The organism is Pseudoalteromonas pernae, assembly GCF_039831865.1.
GTDB lineage: Bacteria > Pseudomonadota > Gammaproteobacteria > Enterobacterales > Alteromonadaceae > Pseudoalteromonas > Pseudoalteromonas pernae.
The window spans coordinates 32689-50398 of record NZ_JBDODM010000004.1; the positions used below are offsets into that span (position 1 = coordinate 32689).

21 protein-coding genes are annotated in these 17710 nt (G+C 45.9%); 13 read left to right on the plus strand and 8 right to left on the minus strand.

All coding sequences use genetic code 11. The features are described 5' to 3' along the window. Positions 1 to 12: 12 nt before the first annotated feature. From rplD to V1358_RS10350, 12 genes are all read left to right on the plus strand, one after another. Positions 13 to 618 carry a 50S ribosomal protein L4 gene (gene rplD / locus V1358_RS10295; protein ID WP_105189381.1) on the plus strand — a complete coding sequence of 202 codons (606 nt, stop codon included), beginning with the start codon at positions 13 to 15 and terminating at the stop codon, positions 616 to 618. Next, positions 615 to 917, plus strand: a complete 303-nt coding sequence (rplW, locus tag V1358_RS10300) for a 50S ribosomal protein L23 (RefSeq protein ID WP_105199951.1) — start codon at positions 615 to 617, stop codon at positions 915 to 917. Before rplD ends, rplW begins: the two co-directional genes overlap by 4 nt. Positions 918 to 934: 17 nt before the next feature. Beyond that, positions 935 to 1759 (plus strand): 50S ribosomal protein L2, encoded by an 825-nt coding sequence (gene rplB, locus V1358_RS10305; RefSeq protein ID WP_105189379.1) that lies wholly within the window; start codon positions 935 to 937, stop codon positions 1757 to 1759. A 16-nt stretch (positions 1760 to 1775) separates the two neighbouring features. Next, a complete protein-coding gene (gene rpsS / locus V1358_RS10310) occupies positions 1776 to 2054 on the plus strand; it encodes a 30S ribosomal protein S19 (RefSeq protein ID WP_010367084.1) in 279 nt (92 codons plus the stop codon). Positions 2055 to 2066: 12 nt separating this feature from the next. Beyond that, positions 2067 to 2399: a 50S ribosomal protein L22 gene (gene rplV, locus V1358_RS10315; RefSeq protein ID WP_105189398.1), complete on the plus strand. Its 333-nt coding sequence runs from the start codon at positions 2067 to 2069 to the stop codon at positions 2397 to 2399. Positions 2400 to 2411: 12 nt separating this feature from the next. Beyond that, positions 2412 to 3113: a 30S ribosomal protein S3 gene (gene rpsC, locus V1358_RS10320; RefSeq protein ID WP_347391356.1), complete on the plus strand. Its 702-nt coding sequence runs from the start codon at positions 2412 to 2414 to the stop codon at positions 3111 to 3113. Between the two features lie 12 nt (positions 3114 to 3125). Continuing rightward, a complete protein-coding gene (gene rplP / locus V1358_RS10325; RefSeq protein ID WP_347391355.1) occupies positions 3126 to 3539 on the plus strand; it encodes a 50S ribosomal protein L16 in 414 nt (137 codons plus the stop codon). Next, positions 3539 to 3730, plus strand: a complete 192-nt coding sequence (gene rpmC, locus V1358_RS10330) for a 50S ribosomal protein L29 (protein ID WP_105189377.1) — start codon at positions 3539 to 3541, stop codon at positions 3728 to 3730. Before rplP ends, rpmC begins: the two co-directional genes overlap by 1 nt. Next, positions 3730 to 3987 carry a 30S ribosomal protein S17 gene (gene rpsQ, locus V1358_RS10335; RefSeq protein ID WP_347391354.1) on the plus strand — a complete coding sequence of 86 codons (258 nt, stop codon included), beginning with the start codon at positions 3730 to 3732 and terminating at the stop codon, positions 3985 to 3987. The genes rpmC and rpsQ overlap by 1 nt, the downstream gene beginning before the upstream one ends. 123 nt (positions 3988 to 4110) lie before the next feature. Continuing rightward, positions 4111 to 4701, plus strand: coding sequence for a glycosyltransferase family 29 protein (locus V1358_RS10340; RefSeq protein WP_347393508.1), 591 nt, complete (start codon positions 4111 to 4113; stop codon positions 4699 to 4701). A gap of 81 nt (positions 4702 to 4782) precedes the next feature. Continuing rightward, positions 4783 to 5661: a transporter substrate-binding domain-containing protein gene (locus V1358_RS10345; RefSeq protein WP_347393509.1), complete on the plus strand. Its 879-nt coding sequence runs from the start codon at positions 4783 to 4785 to the stop codon at positions 5659 to 5661. 242 nt (positions 5662 to 5903) lie between these two features. Then, on the plus strand, positions 5904 to 6737 hold the full coding sequence (locus V1358_RS10350; RefSeq protein WP_347391351.1) for a transporter substrate-binding domain-containing protein: 834 nt from the start codon (positions 5904 to 5906) through the stop codon (positions 6735 to 6737). Between the two features lie 49 nt (positions 6738 to 6786). Here the strand turns inward: V1358_RS10350 and acnA are convergent, their stop codons facing one another. Together acnA and V1358_RS10360 are read right to left on the minus strand one after the other, a co-directional pair. Further along, entirely contained in the window at positions 6787 to 9525 is a 2739-nt protein-coding gene (acnA, locus tag V1358_RS10355) for an aconitate hydratase AcnA (protein WP_347393510.1), read from the minus strand. Positions 9526 to 9722: 197 nt separating this feature from the next. Continuing rightward, positions 9723 to 10133, minus strand: coding sequence for an RNA-binding S4 domain-containing protein (locus V1358_RS10360; protein WP_347391349.1), 411 nt, complete (start codon positions 10131 to 10133; stop codon positions 9723 to 9725). Between the two features lie 248 nt (positions 10134 to 10381). On the opposite strand from V1358_RS10360, the gene V1358_RS10365 reads away from it, so the two are divergent. Continuing rightward, complete coding sequence (locus tag V1358_RS10365; protein WP_347391348.1) at positions 10382 to 10681, plus strand: hypothetical protein; 300 nt, start codon at positions 10382 to 10384, stop codon at positions 10679 to 10681. Between the two features lie 59 nt (positions 10682 to 10740). On the opposite strand, the gene cysQ is transcribed toward V1358_RS10365, so the two are convergent. Genes cysQ through cysG form a run of 6 tightly spaced genes read right to left on the minus strand, consistent with a single transcriptional unit; the run spans position 10741 to position 17638 of the window. Continuing rightward, the gene (gene cysQ / locus V1358_RS10370) at positions 10741 to 11511 is read right to left on the minus strand and encodes a 3'(2'),5'-bisphosphate nucleotidase CysQ (RefSeq protein WP_347393511.1); all 771 of its coding nucleotides are present in this window, start codon (positions 11509 to 11511) and stop codon (positions 10741 to 10743) included. 3 nt (positions 11512 to 11514) lie between these two features. After that, entirely contained in the window at positions 11515 to 12111 is a 597-nt protein-coding gene (gene cysC, locus V1358_RS10375; protein ID WP_347393512.1) for an adenylyl-sulfate kinase, read from the minus strand. A 14-nt stretch (positions 12112 to 12125) separates the two neighbouring features. After that, positions 12126 to 13844 (minus strand): SLC13 family permease, encoded by a 1719-nt coding sequence (locus V1358_RS10380; RefSeq protein ID WP_347393513.1) that lies wholly within the window; start codon positions 13842 to 13844, stop codon positions 12126 to 12128. A 4-nt stretch (positions 13845 to 13848) separates the two neighbouring features. After that, positions 13849 to 15270 carry a sulfate adenylyltransferase subunit CysN gene (gene cysN, locus V1358_RS10385; RefSeq protein WP_347393514.1) on the minus strand — a complete coding sequence of 474 codons (1422 nt, stop codon included), beginning with the start codon at positions 15268 to 15270 and terminating at the stop codon, positions 13849 to 13851. After that, positions 15271 to 16170: a sulfate adenylyltransferase subunit CysD gene (gene cysD / locus V1358_RS10390; RefSeq protein ID WP_347393515.1), complete on the minus strand. Its 900-nt coding sequence runs from the start codon at positions 16168 to 16170 to the stop codon at positions 15271 to 15273. Between the two features lie 46 nt (positions 16171 to 16216). After that, the gene (gene cysG, locus V1358_RS10395) at positions 16217 to 17638 is read right to left on the minus strand and encodes a siroheme synthase CysG (RefSeq protein ID WP_347393516.1); all 1422 of its coding nucleotides are present in this window, start codon (positions 17636 to 17638) and stop codon (positions 16217 to 16219) included. Positions 17639 to 17710 lie beyond the last annotated feature (72 nt).

Below are 17710 nucleotides of genomic sequence, written 5' to 3' on the forward strand. Positions count from 1 at the left end.
GGAGATTTAGTGATGGAATTAGCAATTAAAGACGCTTCAGGCGCTCTTGAAGTTTCCGAAGCTACTTTTGGACGTGAGTTTAACGAAGCATTAGTACACCAAGTAGTTGTTGCTTACGCAGCAGGTGCTCGTCAAGGTACTAAAGCTCAGAAGACACGTTCTGAAGTAAGCGGTGGCGGTAAGAAGCCATGGCGTCAAAAAGGTACTGGCCGTGCACGTGCTGGTACAATCCGTAGCCCAATCTGGCGCAGCGGTGGTGTGACTTTTGCAGCTAAGCCGCAAGATCACAGCCAAAAAGTTAACCGTAAGATGTATCGCGGTGCGATCAAGAGCATCTTATCTGAGCTTGTTCGTCAAGAGCGTTTAGTTGTAGTTGAGAACTTCGGTATCGAAGCTCCTAAGACTAAAGCACTTGTAGCTAAGCTTAAAGAGCTTGAGCTTAAAGACGTACTAATCGTGACAGAAGAAGTAGAAGAGAATCTATTCCTTGCTGCTCGCAACCTATACAAGGTTGACGTACGTGACGTAGCTGGCATCGACCCAGTAAGCCTAATCGCTTTCGATAAGGTTGTTATGACTAAGGGTGCTGTAAAGCAACTTGAGGAGGCGCTAGCATGATCCGTGAAGAACGTCTTTTAAAAGTAATCCTTGCTCCACACATCTCTGAGAAGAGCACTGTATCTGCTGAAGATAACAACACGATTGTTTTCAAAGTACTTAAAGATGCAACTAAAGCTGACGTTAAAGCAGCTGTAGAAAAGCTTTTCGAAGTAGAAGTAACTGGTGTTCGCACACTAAATGTTAAGGGTAAAACAAAGCGTACTGGTATGCGTTTCGGTCGTCGTAGCGACTGGAAGAAAGCCTACGTTACTCTTAAAGAAGGTAGCGAGCTAGACTTTGTCGGCGGCGCCGAGTAATAAGGGGAGTTAGAATTATGGCACTTCAAAAGTGTAAACCAACTTCTGCGGGTCGTCGTCACGTCGTTAAAGTGGTTAACCCTGATCTACACAAGGGTAAGCCATACGCTCCGCTTCTAGAGAAGAACTCTAAAACCGGTGGTCGTAACAACAAAGGTCGTATCACGGTTCGTCATATCGGTGGTGGTCACAAGCATCATTACCGTGTAATTGACTTTAAACGCACTAAAGATGGCATTCCAGCTAAAGTAGAGCGTCTAGAGTATGATCCAAACCGTAGCGCGAACATCGCGTTGGTTTGTTATGCAGACGGTGAGCGTCGTTACATCATCGCTCCAAAGGGTCTTAAAGCAGGTGATCAAATCCAGTCTGGTGTTGATGCACCAATCAAAGCTGGTAACACCTTACCTATGCGCAATATGCCTGTAGGTTCGACTGTACACAACGTAGAGCTTAAGCCTGGCAAAGGTGCACAGATTGCACGTTCTGCAGGCGCTTACGTACAAATCCTAGCACGTGAAGGTCAATACGTGACTCTACGTCTTCGTTCAGGCGAAGTTCGTAAAGTACTAGCTGACTGTCGCGCAACACTAGGTGAAGTAGGTAATGCTGAGCACATGCTACGTTCACTAGGTAAAGCTGGTGCAAACCGCTGGCGTGGTATCCGTCCGACAGTTCGTGGTGTTGCCATGAACCCGGTAGATCACCCGCACGGTGGTGGTGAAGGTCGTACTTCTGGTGGTCGTCACCCTGTATCTCCATGGGGCGTACCAACCAAAGGTTACAAGACTCGTAAGAACAAGCGTACTGATAAGTTCATCGTACGTCGTCGTACTAAATAATAGTTGAGGAATAGCCATGCCACGTTCTCTCAAGAAAGGTCCTTTTATTGACCTGCACTTGCTGAAGAAGGTAGAGAAAGCGTTGGAAAGCGGTGACAAGAAGCCAATTAAAACTTGGAGCCGTCGTTCAATGATCATACCTAACATGATCGGATTGACCATCGCTGTCCATAATGGTCGTCAGCACGTTCCTGTGTTTGTCACAGACGAAATGATCGGTCACAAACTGGGTGAATTCGCACCTACACGTACTTATCGCGGCCACGCTGCTGATAAGAAAGCTAAGAAACGTTAATCGGAGGTTATGATGGAAGCATTAGCTAAACACAAATTCGCCTCTGGTTCGGCGCAAAAAGCACGTCTAGTTGCAGACCAAATCCGTGGACTACCGGTAGATCGCGCCCTAGAAATCCTGGCGTACAGCCCTAAGAAAGCGGCTGCATTAGTTAAGAAAGTACTTGAGTCTGCTATCGCGAATGCGGAGCACAACGAAGGTGCTGACATTGATGAGCTTGTAGTAGCGAAAGTATTTGTAGACGAAGGTCCTACAATGAAACGCATCATGCCTCGTGCTAAAGGACGCGCTGATCGCATCCTTAAGCGTACAAGCCACATCACTGTTGTGGTTTCGGATAACTAGGAGATATAAGTAATGGGACAAAAAGTTCATCCTACTGGTATTCGCCTAGGTATCTCTAAACCTTGGGTTTCTACCTGGTACGCGAATACAAAAGATTACTCTGAGCAGCTTTTTGGCGATCACAAAGTACGTTCTTACCTTACTAAGGAACTTAAGAACGCTTCTGTGGCTAAAATCGTTATCGAGCGCCCAGCAAAATCTATCCGTGTAACAATTCACACAGCTCGTCCTGGTGTTGTTATCGGTAAAAAAGGCGAAGACGTTGAAAAGCTACGTCAAGCTGTAACAAAGATCGCTGGTGTACCTGCGCAAATCAATATTGCGGAAGTACGTAAGCCAGAACTTGATGCACAACTAGTAGCTGACGGTATTGCGTCACAGCTAGAGCGTCGTGTTATGTTCCGTCGCGCTATGAAGCGTTCGGTACAAAATGCAATGCGCCTTGGTGCAAAAGGTATCAAAGTTGAAGTAAGCGGTCGTCTAGGCGGCGCAGAAATCGCACGTTCTGAGTGGTACCGTGAAGGTCGTGTACCTCTACACACTCTACGTGCTGATATCGATTACGCAACTTCTGAAGCTTCAACCACTTACGGCATCATCGGTGTTAAAGTATGGATCTTCAAAGGCGAAGTTATTGGTGGTCTTCCACTAGTACAAGAGCAAGAGAAGCCTGCTAAACGTGGCCCGAAGAAAGCCAAGAAAAGTGCTAAGTAGGAGTAGCGAGTAATGTTACAGCCAAAACGTACAAAATTCCGTAAGATGCACAAAGGCCGCAACCGTGGTCTTGCGCAAAACGGTAACAAAGTAAGCTTCGGTGCTTTCGGTCTTAAGGCTACTGGCCGTGGCCGTATGACAGCTCGTCAAATCGAAGCAGCTCGTCGTGCTATGACACGTCACATCAAGCGTCAAGGTAAAATCTGGATCCGTGTATTCCCAGACAAGCCAATCACAAACAAGCCGCTTGAAGTTCGTATGGGTAAAGGTAAAGGTTCTGTTGAATACTGGGTTGCTGAAATTCAGCCTGGTAAAGTACTTTACGAAATGGAAGGTGTTTCAGAAGAGCTTGCTCGTGAAGCATTCAACCTAGCGTCTCGTAAATTACCATTCAAAACCACTTTTGTAACTCGGACGGTGATGTAATGAAAGCTAGCGAACTTAAAGATAAAAGCGTAGAAGAGCTTAACGCTGAACTTATTGAGCTTCTTCGTGAGCAGTTTAACCTGCGCATGCAAGCAAGCACTGGTCAGCTAGCTCAATCTCATTTGCTACGTAAAGTACGTCGCGATATCGCGCGTGTTAAAACGGTTATTAACCAGAAGGCAGGTGCATAATGAGCGATAAGATCCGTACTCTACAAGGCCGTGTAATCAGCGACAAGATGGACAAGTCTTTCACTGTTGCTGTGGCACGTTACGTGAAGCACCCGGTATACGGTAAATTCATGAAGCGTACTACTAAGTTGCACGTACATGATGAAAACAACACTGCTTTAGAAGGCGACACAGTTACTATTCGTGAGTGTGCTCCTATCTCTAAGACTAAGTCTTGGACTTTAGTAGACGTTGTTGAGCGTCCAAAGAAAGCTTAATTTTTAATTAAGTCTATTCGGACCTAAAAAGCCCCGGCACTTGCTGGGGCTTTTTGTCATCTGCCTTTCATAAACAACACCGTTTAACATTGGCACTATGATAGTGTCCTCTTGCCTTCCTGCATGCGCCATTCTTCATCTCGTGTTTTGATCATTGGCAACGCGCCCATTGAAAAAGAACTCGCCGAGCAAGTCGACAGCTTTGACCGAGTTGTTCGTTTTAATCATTGCGCGGGATTGCCCAAACACCTCGGTACAAAATGCACAGACTTGTGGTTAACAGGGCGGGGCAAGCAAGCTCAGCGCTTAGCGAATCAGGCTGCAGTTATAGCCCCCTGTCTGTTAGAACATGTGATGATTACTGACCCTGTACCTAATCGATTCAGTCAGGGGTTCTATAAAGCTATCAGACGACAAAGCAACCTAGATTATGGCGCCAGCTTGCTGGTTAAATATGCTCAAGCGCAATCAAAATCGCGTATATCACGGTGTAGCCGAGAAAACCTTCTCATCTATCTCTTAGGTTTAGGCAAGCCGGAGCATACGCCGCGCTGGCCTAGCTCGGGTGCGCTTGCTATCAATCATTTTGTGTCTATGGGTTACCACGTTCACATTGTTGGGTTTGGCTTTGAGGGCTGGAAACGCCACCCGTGGGAATTAGAAAAATTGTATGTTGAACAACTATCGCTACAAGGTCACTTAAGTTACCTATAAGAACGCTGATTTTAGCGTCATTGGTAATCCCTTAGTTTACTCACTACACTTAGAGCTAATAACGTAGCCGTAAAATAGTCCATGAAGCCAGTCTATCTATTTCTTTTCGCGTTCTGCTGTTCCCTCTGTCATGCCCAGAGCGTGCGTTATGTTGCTCCCTTTTTTGGTAATGAAGATCCTGAAAATAGCTATTATCTGCAAGTTTTTAAACGCTCTTTGGCGCTCGCTGAAGCTGAATTTGGAGTAGTTGAACTAGAGCCTATTAACGTGCCCATGTTGCAAGGTCGGCAATTTCGGTCACTTGAGAATGACCAAATAGATGTGATGTGGTCGATGACTTCGCGGGAGCGGGAAAATCGCGCCAGAGCAATAAGAATCCCTCTCACAATGGGGCTAATTGGTTACCGCGTGTTGGTGATCAAGGAATCAGATAAGAGCAAATTCGCCGCACTCAGTACATCCGAGCAACTAAAAAAAGAAACAGCCTTATTAGGTCATGACTGGCCTGACATTGAAATTATGAAGGCCAATGGTTTTTTAGTTGAAGCTGTAAGCTGGCATAACAGTATGTATTCGTTGTTGGGGGGGAAGCAGTTCGATTACTTTCCAAGAGGGATATTGGAAATCGGCCAAGAGTTGTCTTTTTTCAACCAAGGTGGTCACTTTATTTTAGAAGATAAGTGGCTGCTAAAGTATCCGGCTGCAATGTACTTTTTCGTCCATAAGGACAATGAGAAGCTTGCACAGCGCTTGGAGGCTGGGCTGACAAAAATGCTCGAGTCAGGAGAGCTGAGAAGCATGCTGTTAACGCACCCCTCCCATCATCAAGGATTGCAAATACTCAACTTGCAAAGCCGCACTATGGTTAATTTGGATAATCCATTGTTGCCAGATCAAACCCCCACACTCATTCCAAACTATTGGCTGTCGTTAGACGACTTGTTGCAAAATACATATTAAACGAGACCGTTCTAGCGCCAAGTATGATGGTCGCCGAACTTACAGGTTCCTCTCCTGCCTCACTGTCTAAGTCTTTATTTAAATTGGATAATTACCTATTTCAGCGACGAAATTTGAGTGGCTGAATAGGGTAGCGCAGCCTACACTTGATACACATAAATTAAAGAAATAAGTCCATGATTCGCTGCTGCTTAGTGCTTTTTAGCTGTCTTTTTATCAATGTTGCACATGCAACTACGATAGTGCGTTACATCGATCCATTTTATGCGACCGATGCAGACAATGAGAGCTATGTTGTTGCTTTGCTAGAGCGGGTGTTGGAATTAACAGAAGAAAGATATGGGCCATTTGAGCTCCAGCCGTTGCATACGCCGATGTTACAAGGTCGTCAGCTCAGGGCGTTGGCGAGTAAAGAAATTGATGTCATGTGGGCAATGACGTCCACCGAGCGTGAAAATAGAGCTCTTCCAGTGAGGGTGCCAATCGTGATGGGGCTTATTGGCTATCGTGTCTTTGTGATTAGAAAAGCTGAACAACAACGTTTTGCTCAGATTGACGATCCTTACGAATTGAAAAAGCTACTTGCGATACAAGGGCATGATTGGCCTGATATTAAAATATTGAGGGCCAATGGCTTTCAAGTGCATGGCGTGAGTTGGCGAGACAAAATGTATGCACTTCTCGGAGGCAGTAATTTTGATTACTTTCCAAGAGGCGTGACAGAGGTAGGGCGTGAGTTAGAACGGGTAAACAAAGACGACAATTTAGTGGTGGAGGGTAAATGGCTGCTTTACTATCCCGCCGCTACCTATTTTTTTGTGGGTCGAGAAAACAAATTGCTGGCAGAGCGATTGGAACAGGGACTCAAGGAGATGGCGAGCTCAGGGGAGCTTAAACAGATGTTACTAAGTCACGAAATTCACCAAGAAGCTTTGAAGCTTGTGCGCTTTCATGGCCGTGAAGTGATCGAACTACACAACCCATTGTTGCCCCCAGAAACCCCCCTGCAAGATCCTAAGTACTGGCTAACCTATGATGAACTATTGAAGCATGAACAAGCGCATCAAGGACAATAAAAAGCCACGTTAACCGTGGCTTGTATGGTGTGGGTGCATCAATGCCAAATCAGGCAATCATTTGACGAAGAACGTATTGTAAAATTCCGCCGTGCTTGTAGTAGTCCCACTCTTTCGGGGTATCGATACGTACATCGACCTTGAAGGTGGTGGTCTTTCCTTCTTCGTCAGTGGCTACGATTTCCAATTCAGATGCTTTATCCACAAGACCATTGATATCAAAGGTTTCTTTGCCTGTTAGCCCTAACTCTTCATGGCCTTCACCCTCTTTGAATTGCAGTGGCAATACGCCCATGCCAATGAGATTGGAGCGGTGAATACGCTCATAGCTTTTGGCGATAACAGCTTTAATCCCCAATAAGAGCGAGCCTTTTGCCGCCCAGTCACGCGAAGAACCAGTCCCGTACTCAGCACCCGCCAAAACAACTAAAGGAGTACTATGTTGCTGATACTGCATGGCTGCGTCGTAGATGCTAGCGAGCTCATCATCTGGCTGGGTGCGAGTAATGCCTCCCTCGGTGCCAGGGGCCAGTTGGTTACGCAGGCGCACGTTGGCAAAGGTACCGCGCATCATTACCTCGTGGTTGCCACGACGAGAGCCGTAGGAGTTAAATTCGCCTTTGGAAACACCATGTGACAGCAAGTACTCGCCTGCTGGCGCATCCGCTTTGATCGAGCCCGCAGGAGAAATGTGGTCAGTGGTAACAGAATCTCCAAGCTTCGCTAAGCAACGAGCACCAGAAATAGTTGGGATACCCGGCGGCTCCTTGCTCATGTCATCAAAGAATGGCGCTTTGCGAATATAGGTGGAGTCGTCGTTCCATTCATAGCGCTTGGCTTGCGGAATGGCGATACCACGCCAGCGTTCGTCACCCTTGTAGACATCCGCATAGCTCTTGGCGAACATTTCCTTGGTTACGGTTGATTTCACCAGTTCCGCGACTTCGCTCACACTCGGCCAAATGTCTTTGAGGAAAACGTCGTTGCCATTTTTATCTTGAGTGAGTGGTTCATTGTACACGTCAATGTCAGTTCGACCTGCGAGTGCATAGGCCACCACCAGAGGCGGAGACGCTAGAAAGTTCATTTTCACATCTTGGTGAATTCGGCCTTCGAAGTTTCGGTTACCTGAGAGAATTGAGCTGACAATCAACTTATGATCGGTGATGGCTTTTTGAATCTCATCGGGTAGTGGGCCGGAGTTACCGATGCAAGTGGTGCAGCCATACCCCACCAAATTAAAACCAAGGGCTTCAAGATCATCCATCAGCTCGGCTTTTTGCAGGTAATCGGTAACCACTTGCGAGCCCGGCGCTAAGGATGTTTTCACCCAAGGTTTAACATTGAGACCCAGTTCGTTCGCTTTTTTCGCGACTAACCCCGCTGCGAGAATAACGCTGGGGTTTGACGTATTGGTGCAGCTTGTGATTGCGGCAATAACGCAAGCACCATCATTGAGCTCAAACTCTTCGCCTTTAAAATTAACTTTAGCAACACCCGTAACTTGTGGCTCATTGGCTGAAGGTTCGGCTTGGCCGCCCTCTGAAACAATGCGTGACTCTTGCTGTGAAGCAGCTTCTTTTTGCTTGGCTCGCTCGTCTTGGAATTGAGTTAAATGATCACTGATCACTTTGCCCGCCTCATCAAGAGCAATACGGTCTTGTGGACGCTTAGGACCAGCAAGACTCGGGACCACTTGGCTTAAATCTAACTCCAGCGTGTCCGTGTACATCGGCTCATCACCTTGCTCACGCCACATGCCTTGATGTTTGGCATACATCTCGATTAATTTGATTTGCTCGTCACTGCGGTTTGTGAGCTTCAAATATTCAAGCGTTTCTTGATCAATTGGGAAGATGCCACAGGTCGCGCCATATTCCGGTGCCATATTGGCAATGGTGGCACGATCAGCAAGGGGGAGGTCAGCAAGACCATCGCCATAAAATTCCACGAACTTACCTACGACACCTTTTTCACGCAGCATTTGGGTGACGGTTAACACTAGGTCCGTCGCCGTCGTACCTTCAGGTAGCGCGCCTTTGAGCTTAAAGCCGATCACTTGTGGAATCAGCAAACTAATGGGTTGGCCGAGCATGGCGGCTTCGGCTTCAATCCCACCTACACCCCAGCCTAAAATACCAAGGCCATTGATCATGGTAGTGTGAGAGTCCGTGCCCACTAGGCTATCTGGGTAGGCAAAGGTATGGCCGTTGACGTCGTTTTCAAAAACAACTCGGGCTAGGTATTCCAAGTTTACTTGGTGCACAATGCCTGTTGCAGGCGGTACAACCTTTAAATTATCGAAGGCGGTTTGTCCCCAACGTAAGAATTCATAACGTTCTTTATTGCGCTCATATTCCAACTTAGCATTGAGATCGAAGGCACCGTCTTGGCCATAGCTATCTACTTGGACGGAGTGATCAATAACCAACTCAGCTGGTGACAGTGGGTTAATCTTACTGGGATCGCCACCGAGCTTTTCCATGGCGTCGCGCATGGCGGCTAAATCAACAATAGCAGGTACGCCGGTAAAATCTTGCATCACTACTCGGGCCGGAGTAAAGGCGACTTCTTGACTGGGTTTTGCCTTTGGATCCCAGTCCAGCAATGCCTGAATATCATCAACGGTGATGTTTTCACCGTCTTCATGGCGCAATAAGTTTTCTAATAAGATTTTTAATGAGAAAGGCAGCCGTTTGGCTTTGTCGCCTAAACTGGCTAACGAGTGAATGTGGTATTGCTTAGCGTTGACGGTTAATTGCTCTAGCGTATTAAAGCTGTTTTTCATTCCGAACCCCTTTTATTATCCGTGCCAGCCAATTCGCCATACCAACATGACTTTGGCCAACACATCAATCCTAGTGGCTAACGTTTAGCCACTAATAAGAGCTTGGGGAGAACGGCGCTTTTTTCAACCTGTAGCGCGGATAAATTTTATTCAGTGAGGTGTTTGGTTGTGTTTAGTGGGATGAATAATAAGGATAATTAACCAAAGGAAATCGGTTTGCGACCGGTGTTTTCATCTCGCGTTGGGGTTTTCTTTTTAGGCTTTTTCACGGCAGGCGCAGCTGCTTTTGCTGGCTTAGCAGCTCGCTTATTCGCTGGTTTTGGTGCTTTGGCTTTGTCGCTGCTTGGTTTTGAGGTCTTACGTTGTTCACGTTGCACCATGTTGTCAGCAGCGCTTAGCAGAAAGGTTTCACCATCAATATAGACTGAGTCGCCAGCATAAAGCTTCTTACGCTTTTGCGTGCATACTTCGCCATTAACGCCGATATAGCCATCCGCGATGAGTAATTTTGCATGACCACCACCTTCGGCGAGATCGAGCACTTTTAATAGCTTGCACAGCTCTATTGGCTCTTCCTCTAATTGAACTTCAATAAAATCGTCATGCATGGTGTGTAAGCTCTCATCGGTAATGGGGCGCCATTATATACCCAAACCACTCAAACATGCATTGAGGGATTGGTATTGCACTAAAATGTGTCAATTTGCGCCATTGTAATGCAAACTTTTTTGTCTGCTGGTAGTCTAAATCGGACAATAATAAGTATAACAAGCAATACAGCGCCATAGGTTGTTTGGCGTGGAAATTGCTATTCAAAGCTAAAAACACGAGTTGTAAATTTTAGCGGGGGGATACCATGGGTGCGAGACAAGCTGTTTTCGAAGAGCTTCTGAGCCATAAATTTGCAGATCACTGCAGTGCCGAGCAAGTGCGTGTAGCTATCGCTGAAGCGATTAAGAAATACCAAGAAAATCGTGATGCCTACTTCGAGTTACTTTCTCGGTTTAATGACAATCACAGCCGAATTTTATACCACAATCGCAGTGCCGAGCCGGGCTTGAGTTACTGTCATCATAAGTTGTTTAAGGAAGTCACTTATGAAAAGCAAAGTGTGATGGACTGGGCAAAAAGCCGAGGCATATCACTGACAATCTAAAATCTAAGTAATAAGTACAAAAAAAGCAGCCAGAGCTGCTTTTTTTGTTTGTCAGTGCGTTATGAGCTTAGCGCACTGACGATAAAAAATGGATTGAGGTAACTTTCCTTTTGATTGTACTTCAAAGGGGCGCCGTCAATCGTGGTGACTTTCGCACCAGCGATGGTCGCAACCGCGTGGCCAGCACCTGTATCCCATTCACTTGTTGGGCCCAAACGTGGATAAATATCCGCGGCACCTTCGGCCACCAAGCATAGTTTCAGCGAACTGCCTTTGGGCACCATGTCGACTTCGTCAAATTGTTCAAGGAAACTTGCCAGCTGCTCAGAAGGGTGAGAGCGGCTGCCTACAACGCGGATAACACCTTTGTTCTCTTTCTCAGTGACTTTTAGTTCAATACGTGCTTCGCCCTCTTGTTTGAAAGCACCGATGTCTTTAGCGGCTAAATAACTCACACCTAACGCAGGTGCATCGACTACACCGAGCACGGGCTCTCCGTCTTCAATTAAAGCGATATTAATAGTGAACTCACCGTTTTTCTTGATGAACTCTTTGGTGCCGTCAATCGGGTCGACTAACCAGTACTTTTGCCAGTTTTGACGCTCTTCCCAGCTAATAGATGCGCTCTCTTCACTCAGAATAGGTAGATCAGGTGTTAACTCCATTAGACCTGCAACGATGACTTTATGAGCAGCTAAGTCAGCGTCGGTAACAGGACTTTTATCGTCCTTGTACTCGATACCAAAATCCTTGTTGTAGATGGTCATAGCTGCTTGCCCCGCATCGCGAGAGAGGGTCAACACGTGTTCTAATAATTCAATTGATGTCATGAGTTAGCCTATGATTTCTTTTTCTTTTAGGTAATCAAGTAATTGAGCGACACATGCTTCGATACTCAATTCACCTGTATTAATGATGATTTCTGGATTTACAGGTACTTCATAGTCAGAGTCGATACCTGTGAAGTGGGCAATTTCCCCAGCACGAGCTTTCTTATACAAGCCTTTAGGGTCTCGTTGTTCACATGTGGCCAGAGGGGTATCTAAATACACTTCAATAAACTCACCTTCTTCCACCAAGTTACGGACCATGGTTCGTTCAGCTTGAAAAGGGGAAATAAAGGCAGTAAGTACTAACAAACCGGCATCCACCATTAGCTTCGAAGCCTCGCCCACTCGGCGGATGTTTTCTTTACGGTCTTCGTCTGAGAAACTCAGGTCACCACACAAGCCATGACGTACATTGTCACCGTCTAGCAAGTAGGTTTTGTGTCCAAGCTCATGGAGTTTGTTTTCCAGTGCGCCTGCGATAGTACTTTTGCCAGAGCCGGAAAAACCCGTGAACCATAAAATACAACTCTTGTGGCCGTTTGCTGTTTGTCTTTTTTGCTTATTAACACCGTGTTGGTGCCAAACAATATTTTCGTCCATTACAGAAGCCCTGATTAAAATGGGAAAACATACGTGATTAAACTAATAACCACACATGCATATACGGCTGACATCAGCACACCTACGCGTGCGAAGTCGGAAAATCGATATTGACCCGCGTTCATTACGATCATGTTGGTTTGATAGCTATAAGGGCTGATGAATGCAGCGCTTGCGCCATATGCAACAGCCATTGCAAAAGGCATTAAATCAACATTGAGCGAGTTGGATAGGCCATACGCGAGCGGAAACATGAGTGCTGCCGCCGCGTTATTGGTAATTAATTCAGTCATGATCACAGTGAATATATACACGATGATGAGTGCAGTTAACGGGGTTAATGCACTTTGGTCTGCGAGCCAAGTTTGCAATTGCATTTCTGCACCAGAACCTGCAAAAGCATTCGCGAGGCCCAAAGCTGAAGCAATGATAATAACTAGTTCAAATGGAAAGCGTCTTTTTAGCTCTTGACCATCAAGCAGGTTCGTCGCTAATAACAAGGCGATAAAAATCAATAGACCTTGTACCAAGGGTATAATATTAGCTGCAGCTAAAGCTATAACACTAGCGAAACCCGAAATAAGCGCGAGCTCATTACGAAAGTTATACGCCTTGTCTACTTGATGTTCACTGACGAAATAAAAGTTTTTATCTAGATTGCTGCGGTTATTAAAGTCGTGACCGACAGCAAGCATAAAGCGGTCGCCTGGACGAATGGTGACTTCTCCGAGCTTGCCCGAGAGGCGTTCACCATTGCGATGGATCGCAACGACCGCGGCATCAAATTTCGCGCGAAAGCCGGTACTTTTCAGTGTTCGCCCAACAAGTGTTGAGGTATGAGTGACGATAACTTCTTGTAAGTTGGAACTTAGAAGCCCATTGCTGTCAGCAAATAGTGTGAGTCCGGGAATCCTCTGCAGCGCACTGACGCTTTGTACATTGCCGGTGAAAATAAGCTTGTCGCCTGCGCGAATTTTGTTTTCTGGGCGAACAGGTGTAATTAAGCGCTTATCGCGAACGATTTCAACAAGAAACAAGTCATCCAGATCACGCAGGCCATTCTTCTCAATCGTTTTACCGATCAATGGAGAATTGTCGTTTACTTTTGCTTCTAGTAGGTACTGTTTATGTTCACTCGCAGAGCGTGAGTAGTTTGGCAGTAGTTTATTGCTGAGGATTAATACAACAATACCAGCGAGCGTTACGGCAATGCCTATTGGCAAGAAGCTAAACATAGACAAGCTCAAGTCAGCAGCTTCTTGAGTAAAACTGTTTACAATTAAATTTGTTGACGTGCCTACGAGTGTCGTCGTACCGCCTAAAATCGCCGCATAAGACAGTGGAATAAGCAGCTTGGAAGGGGTGTGGTATTTATTGCGAGTGAGCGGGCCAACTAAAGCCGCAACAACGGCTGTGTTGTTCAAAAAAGCAGAGGCTGCAGCAGTAACGGTACTTACTCGGACAATACTTTTTGTGAGTGAAGGACTGACTATACTTTTAGCTAACCTTTGCAATATCGATGTTCTTTCTAATGCGAGTGACACCAGCATTAGTAACACTAGAGCAACGAGTCCAGTGTTTGTGAAATTGTGTAATAGTTCTGGAGTATCAAGATACCCCAGAACATAACACACTAATAATGCAGTAAAAAATAGCGTTGCTGGACGTATGTGTGTAAACACAAGACCAGCAAACAACGCTAATATGATTGCTGCATATAATGCGACATCCATGTACTTATTTTAACTTACTAATATCAATTGCCTGCCAGTGTGGGAAATGCTTACGCACTAGTGCATTAAACTCAACCTCGAAGTCACTGAACTGGCTATGTTGTTGATTTTCTCGTTGCGCCAATACTTCTTCAACCATACCAGCACCAACTGTCAGGTTGGATAGGCGGTCGATCAAAATAAATGCACCGGTTTCTTTGTTATCGCGATATACATCAGCGAGCATTGGCTCTGTGAGATCAACAGTAACAATAGCAATTTCGTTGAGCTGTAGATTGTCTGCTTGACCTTGCTCAAGTGTATTCACATCAATTGTGTGATCGATGCGTGATACGACTGCTGCTGTTTTCTTCGCGCCTAGTTTCAAATTATAGGTCTTACCTACAATTAATGGCTCTTCGTGCATCCAAACCAATTTTGCTTGTAATTGATTTGTTGATACTGACTTCGAGTTGCTTGGCACAATGACATCACCACGACTGATATCGATTTCATCGTTTAATGTCATGGTGATTGCTTGGCCCGCTTCAGCGGTATCTAGATTGCCGTCAAAAGTAACCAACTCTTTGATACTAGAAGTCTTGCCTGAAGGTAGGACCTTCACTGCATCACCCACTTTAAATTCACCTGAAGTGATGGTGCCTTGGAAACCACGGAAATCTAAGTTTGGACGCACTACATATTGCACAGGCAGACGAGGTTCAAAACCGTTATTTGTTGCCGCCGCTGGTGAGTCTTCAAGTAACTCTAGAAGTGGTTTGTCAGTGTAATAGGGGGTGTGCTCTGAGCGAGACACTACATTGTCGCCTTTAAGCGCAGACATAGGTACGAATTTGATATTTTGTACGTTAAGTTGTTCAGCAAACTTCAGATAGTCCGCTTTAATCTTCTCGTACACAGATTCATCAAAATCGACGATGTCCATTTTGTTGATAGCAACTACAAATTGTTCGATACCTAGCGAATCACAAATGAAACTGTGGCGCTTAGTTTGCGTTTGCACACCGTAACGAGCATCAACCAGTATGATAGCTAAATCGCTCGTCGACGCACCAGTAACCATGTTACGAGTGTACTGCTCGTGTCCAGGGGTGTCGGCGATAATAAATTTACGTTTCGCTGTAGAGAAATAACGATAGGCTACATCAATAGTGATGCCTTGCTCGCGCTCTGCCTGTAAGCCATCAACGAGAAGGGCTAGGTCAAGCTCTTCGCCTGCATTACCTACTTTCTCGTTGTCTTTGTGTAAAGCTGCAAGCTGATCTTCATAAATCTGATGACTGTCATGCAACAAACGACCGATGAGGGTCGACTTACCGTCATCAACACTACCGCAGGTTAATAAACGCAGAAGGCTCTTGTCTTGTTGGCGCGATAGATAGGCTTCAATGCCTAACTCTTTAACTTCATTCGCTGTAGCTGACATTTAGAAATACCCCTCACGTTTTTTCTTCTCCATTGACCCTGATGAGTCATGGTCAATTACTCGACCTTCACGCTCTGATGATGTAGATAGCAACATCTCTTCAATAATACCTGTCAGTGTGTTTGCGGTAGATTCAACCGCACCCGTTAGCGGGTAACAACCTAAAGTACGGAAGCGTACTGACTTCATTTGTGGTTGCTCACCTTCGTTGAGCGGCATACGCTCATCGTCTACCATGATTAAGGTGCCATCACGCTCAACCACAGGACGCTTCTCTGCTAAATACAAAGGAACGATCTCAATATTTTCTTGATAGATATATTGCCAAATATCCAACTCAGTCCAGTTTGAAAGCGGGAACACGCGAATGCTCTCACCCTGGTTTACTTCACTGTTGTAAGTGTTCCAAAGTTCAGGGCGCTGGTTTTTGGGATCCCATCTGTGGTGCTTGTCACGGAACGAGTAAACGCGTTCTTTTGCACGCGATTTCTCTTCGTCACGACGAGCGCCACCAAAAGCAGCGTCAAAACCATATTGGTTTAGCGCTTGTTTCAAGCCTTGCGTTTTCATGATATCTGTATGCTTTGATGAACCATGCACGAATGGACTGATATTCATCGCTAACCCTTCAGGGTTTTTATGCACAATGAGGTCAAAGCCATACTCTTTAGCTAAGCGGTCACGAAATTCGATCATTTCGCGGAATTTCCAGTTGGTGTCAACGTGCAGCAAAGGGAAAGGTATCTTTGCTGGGAAAAACGCTTTTCGCGCTAAGTGAAGTAATACTGATGAGTCTTTACCAATGGAGTAAAGCATCACGGGATTGTCAAACTCAGCCGCTACTTCACGGATGATTTTGATACTTTCAGCTTCAAGTTGCTGAAGATGGGTTAAAGCCATTGCCTTGTTCCTGCCTAAACTCTTAATTTATAAATTCCGTAGGGCGCTACGCAACATCGGTAATAGGTTGTGCAAAACTACTGACTTGGTGCTGTGTACTGAACCAAGCTAATTGCTGATGAAGAGATGCCACCTCACCAACGATTAACAACGCCGGTGATTGCACTTTATGTTGGTGGATCAATTCATCAAGGTGTTGCAGCGTTCCAGTAAATACGCGCTGTTCCTTACGCGTACCATTCTCGATAATGGCTACTGGAGTCGATGTTGCGCGGCCATGTTTTATTAGCTGCGCTTTTATATCAGGTGACTTTACCACACCCATATAAATAGCCAAAGTCTGATTTGGTTTTGCTAAAGATTGCCAATCAAGCTCTTGGCCGTCTTTTTTACAGTGGCCAGTCACAAACTGAATACTTTGCGCGTGGTCTCTGTGTGTTAGAGGTATACCTGCGTATGCACTGCAGCCAGCAGCAGCTGTAATACCAGGCACAATCTGATATCTCACGCCATGCTCAGCAAGTACCTGAACCTCTTCACCGCCACGGCCATAAATAAACGGGTCGCCACCTTTGATACGACACACTTTTTTACCTTGCTGTGCAAGTTCTACTAGAATTTCATTGGTGCGCTCTTGTGCCACACTGTGATCCCCTGCGCGTTTACCCACACAAATTAAGTCGGCATCGCGGCGCACTAATTCCATAATCTCATTAGACACTAGGTAGTCATACACTACAACGTCTGCTTGTTGCATCAACTGCAATGCCTTTAGTGTTAATAGTTCCGGGTCGCCTGGGCCTGCGCCTACCACGTATACTTCGCCTTGTGGTGCCGGTGTGTCTGTGAGCATCTGCTGCAATTGCTGGTAAGCCTCATCTTCGTTACCTTTTTGCACTTCACTGACTACATTCGAGTCAAACACACGCTCCCAAAATTGACGGCGGTCGGCAAAGTGCGCAAAGCGAGACTTTACTTGGCTGCGAAAACGACCAACCAGATCCGCCAATGGACCTATGTGGTGAGGGATCAATGTTTCTAGTTTCTCGCGTAAACGCCTCGCAAGTACAGGCGCTGTTCCCGCACTTGATATCGCAATGGTTACCGGATTTCGGTCAACAATTGACGGAAAAATAAAGCTGCACTTTGGCTGGTCATCGACAACATTTACAAAAATATTGCGTTGTTCTGCCGCTTGATGAACTTGCGCATTCACCTCATCGTTGTCGGTCGCAGCAATAACGAGCATAAAGCCTTCAACATGGTTGTCGCTAAACGGTGCCTCAACTAAGGTTACTGCGCCTTGTTGTTGCAACGTTTGCAGTTGCTCACAAAAAGAGGGGGCAACAAGCGTCAATTTAGCGCGTGCTTTGAGCACAGCAGAGGCTTTGCGAAGCGCAACATCGCCACCACCGACAATCAGTACCGGCTTGTTATCGAGTTTTGTGAATATGGGTAAATATTGCACCTGTCACCACCTGTTAGACCTTGTTAAAGGCGTAAAGACTATTACTACGTTAAGAGGAGGTAAGAATAAAGC

Excerpts from the sequence above, each read along its gene's own strand:
- rplD (WP_105189381.1), top strand. The coding sequence starts at position 13 with ATGGAATTAGCAATTAAAGACGCTTCAGGCGCTCTTGAAGTTTCCGAA.
- rplW (WP_105199951.1), top strand. The coding sequence starts at position 615 with ATGATCCGTGAAGAACGTCTTTTAAAAGTAATCCTTGCTCCACACATC.
- rplB (WP_105189379.1), top strand. The coding sequence starts at position 935 with ATGGCACTTCAAAAGTGTAAACCAACTTCTGCGGGTCGTCGTCACGTC.
- rpsS (WP_010367084.1), top strand. The coding sequence starts at position 1,776 with ATGCCACGTTCTCTCAAGAAAGGTCCTTTTATTGACCTGCACTTGCTG.
- rplV (WP_105189398.1), top strand. The coding sequence starts at position 2,067 with ATGGAAGCATTAGCTAAACACAAATTCGCCTCTGGTTCGGCGCAAAAA.
- rpsC (WP_347391356.1), top strand. The coding sequence starts at position 2,412 with ATGGGACAAAAAGTTCATCCTACTGGTATTCGCCTAGGTATCTCTAAA.
- rplP (WP_347391355.1), top strand. The coding sequence starts at position 3,126 with ATGTTACAGCCAAAACGTACAAAATTCCGTAAGATGCACAAAGGCCGC.
- rpmC (WP_105189377.1), top strand. The coding sequence starts at position 3,539 with ATGAAAGCTAGCGAACTTAAAGATAAAAGCGTAGAAGAGCTTAACGCT.
- rpsQ (WP_347391354.1), top strand. The coding sequence starts at position 3,730 with ATGAGCGATAAGATCCGTACTCTACAAGGCCGTGTAATCAGCGACAAG.
- V1358_RS10340 (WP_347393508.1), top strand. The coding sequence starts at position 4,111 with ATGCGCCATTCTTCATCTCGTGTTTTGATCATTGGCAACGCGCCCATT.
- V1358_RS10345 (WP_347393509.1), top strand. The coding sequence starts at position 4,783 with ATGAAGCCAGTCTATCTATTTCTTTTCGCGTTCTGCTGTTCCCTCTGT.
- acnA (WP_347393510.1), bottom strand. The coding sequence starts at position 9,525 with ATGAAAAACAGCTTTAATACGCTAGAGCAATTAACCGTCAACGCTAAG.
- V1358_RS10360 (WP_347391349.1), bottom strand. The coding sequence starts at position 10,133 with ATGCATGACGATTTTATTGAAGTTCAATTAGAGGAAGAGCCAATAGAG.
- V1358_RS10365 (WP_347391348.1), top strand. The coding sequence starts at position 10,382 with ATGGGTGCGAGACAAGCTGTTTTCGAAGAGCTTCTGAGCCATAAATTT.
- cysQ (WP_347393511.1), bottom strand. The coding sequence starts at position 11,511 with ATGACATCAATTGAATTATTAGAACACGTGTTGACCCTCTCTCGCGAT.
- cysC (WP_347393512.1), bottom strand. The coding sequence starts at position 12,111 with ATGGACGAAAATATTGTTTGGCACCAACACGGTGTTAATAAGCAAAAA.
- V1358_RS10380 (WP_347393513.1), bottom strand. The coding sequence starts at position 13,844 with ATGGATGTCGCATTATATGCAGCAATCATATTAGCGTTGTTTGCTGGT.
- cysN (WP_347393514.1), bottom strand. The coding sequence starts at position 15,270 with ATGTCAGCTACAGCGAATGAAGTTAAAGAGTTAGGCATTGAAGCCTAT.
- cysD (WP_347393515.1), bottom strand. The coding sequence starts at position 16,170 with ATGGCTTTAACCCATCTTCAGCAACTTGAAGCTGAAAGTATCAAAATC.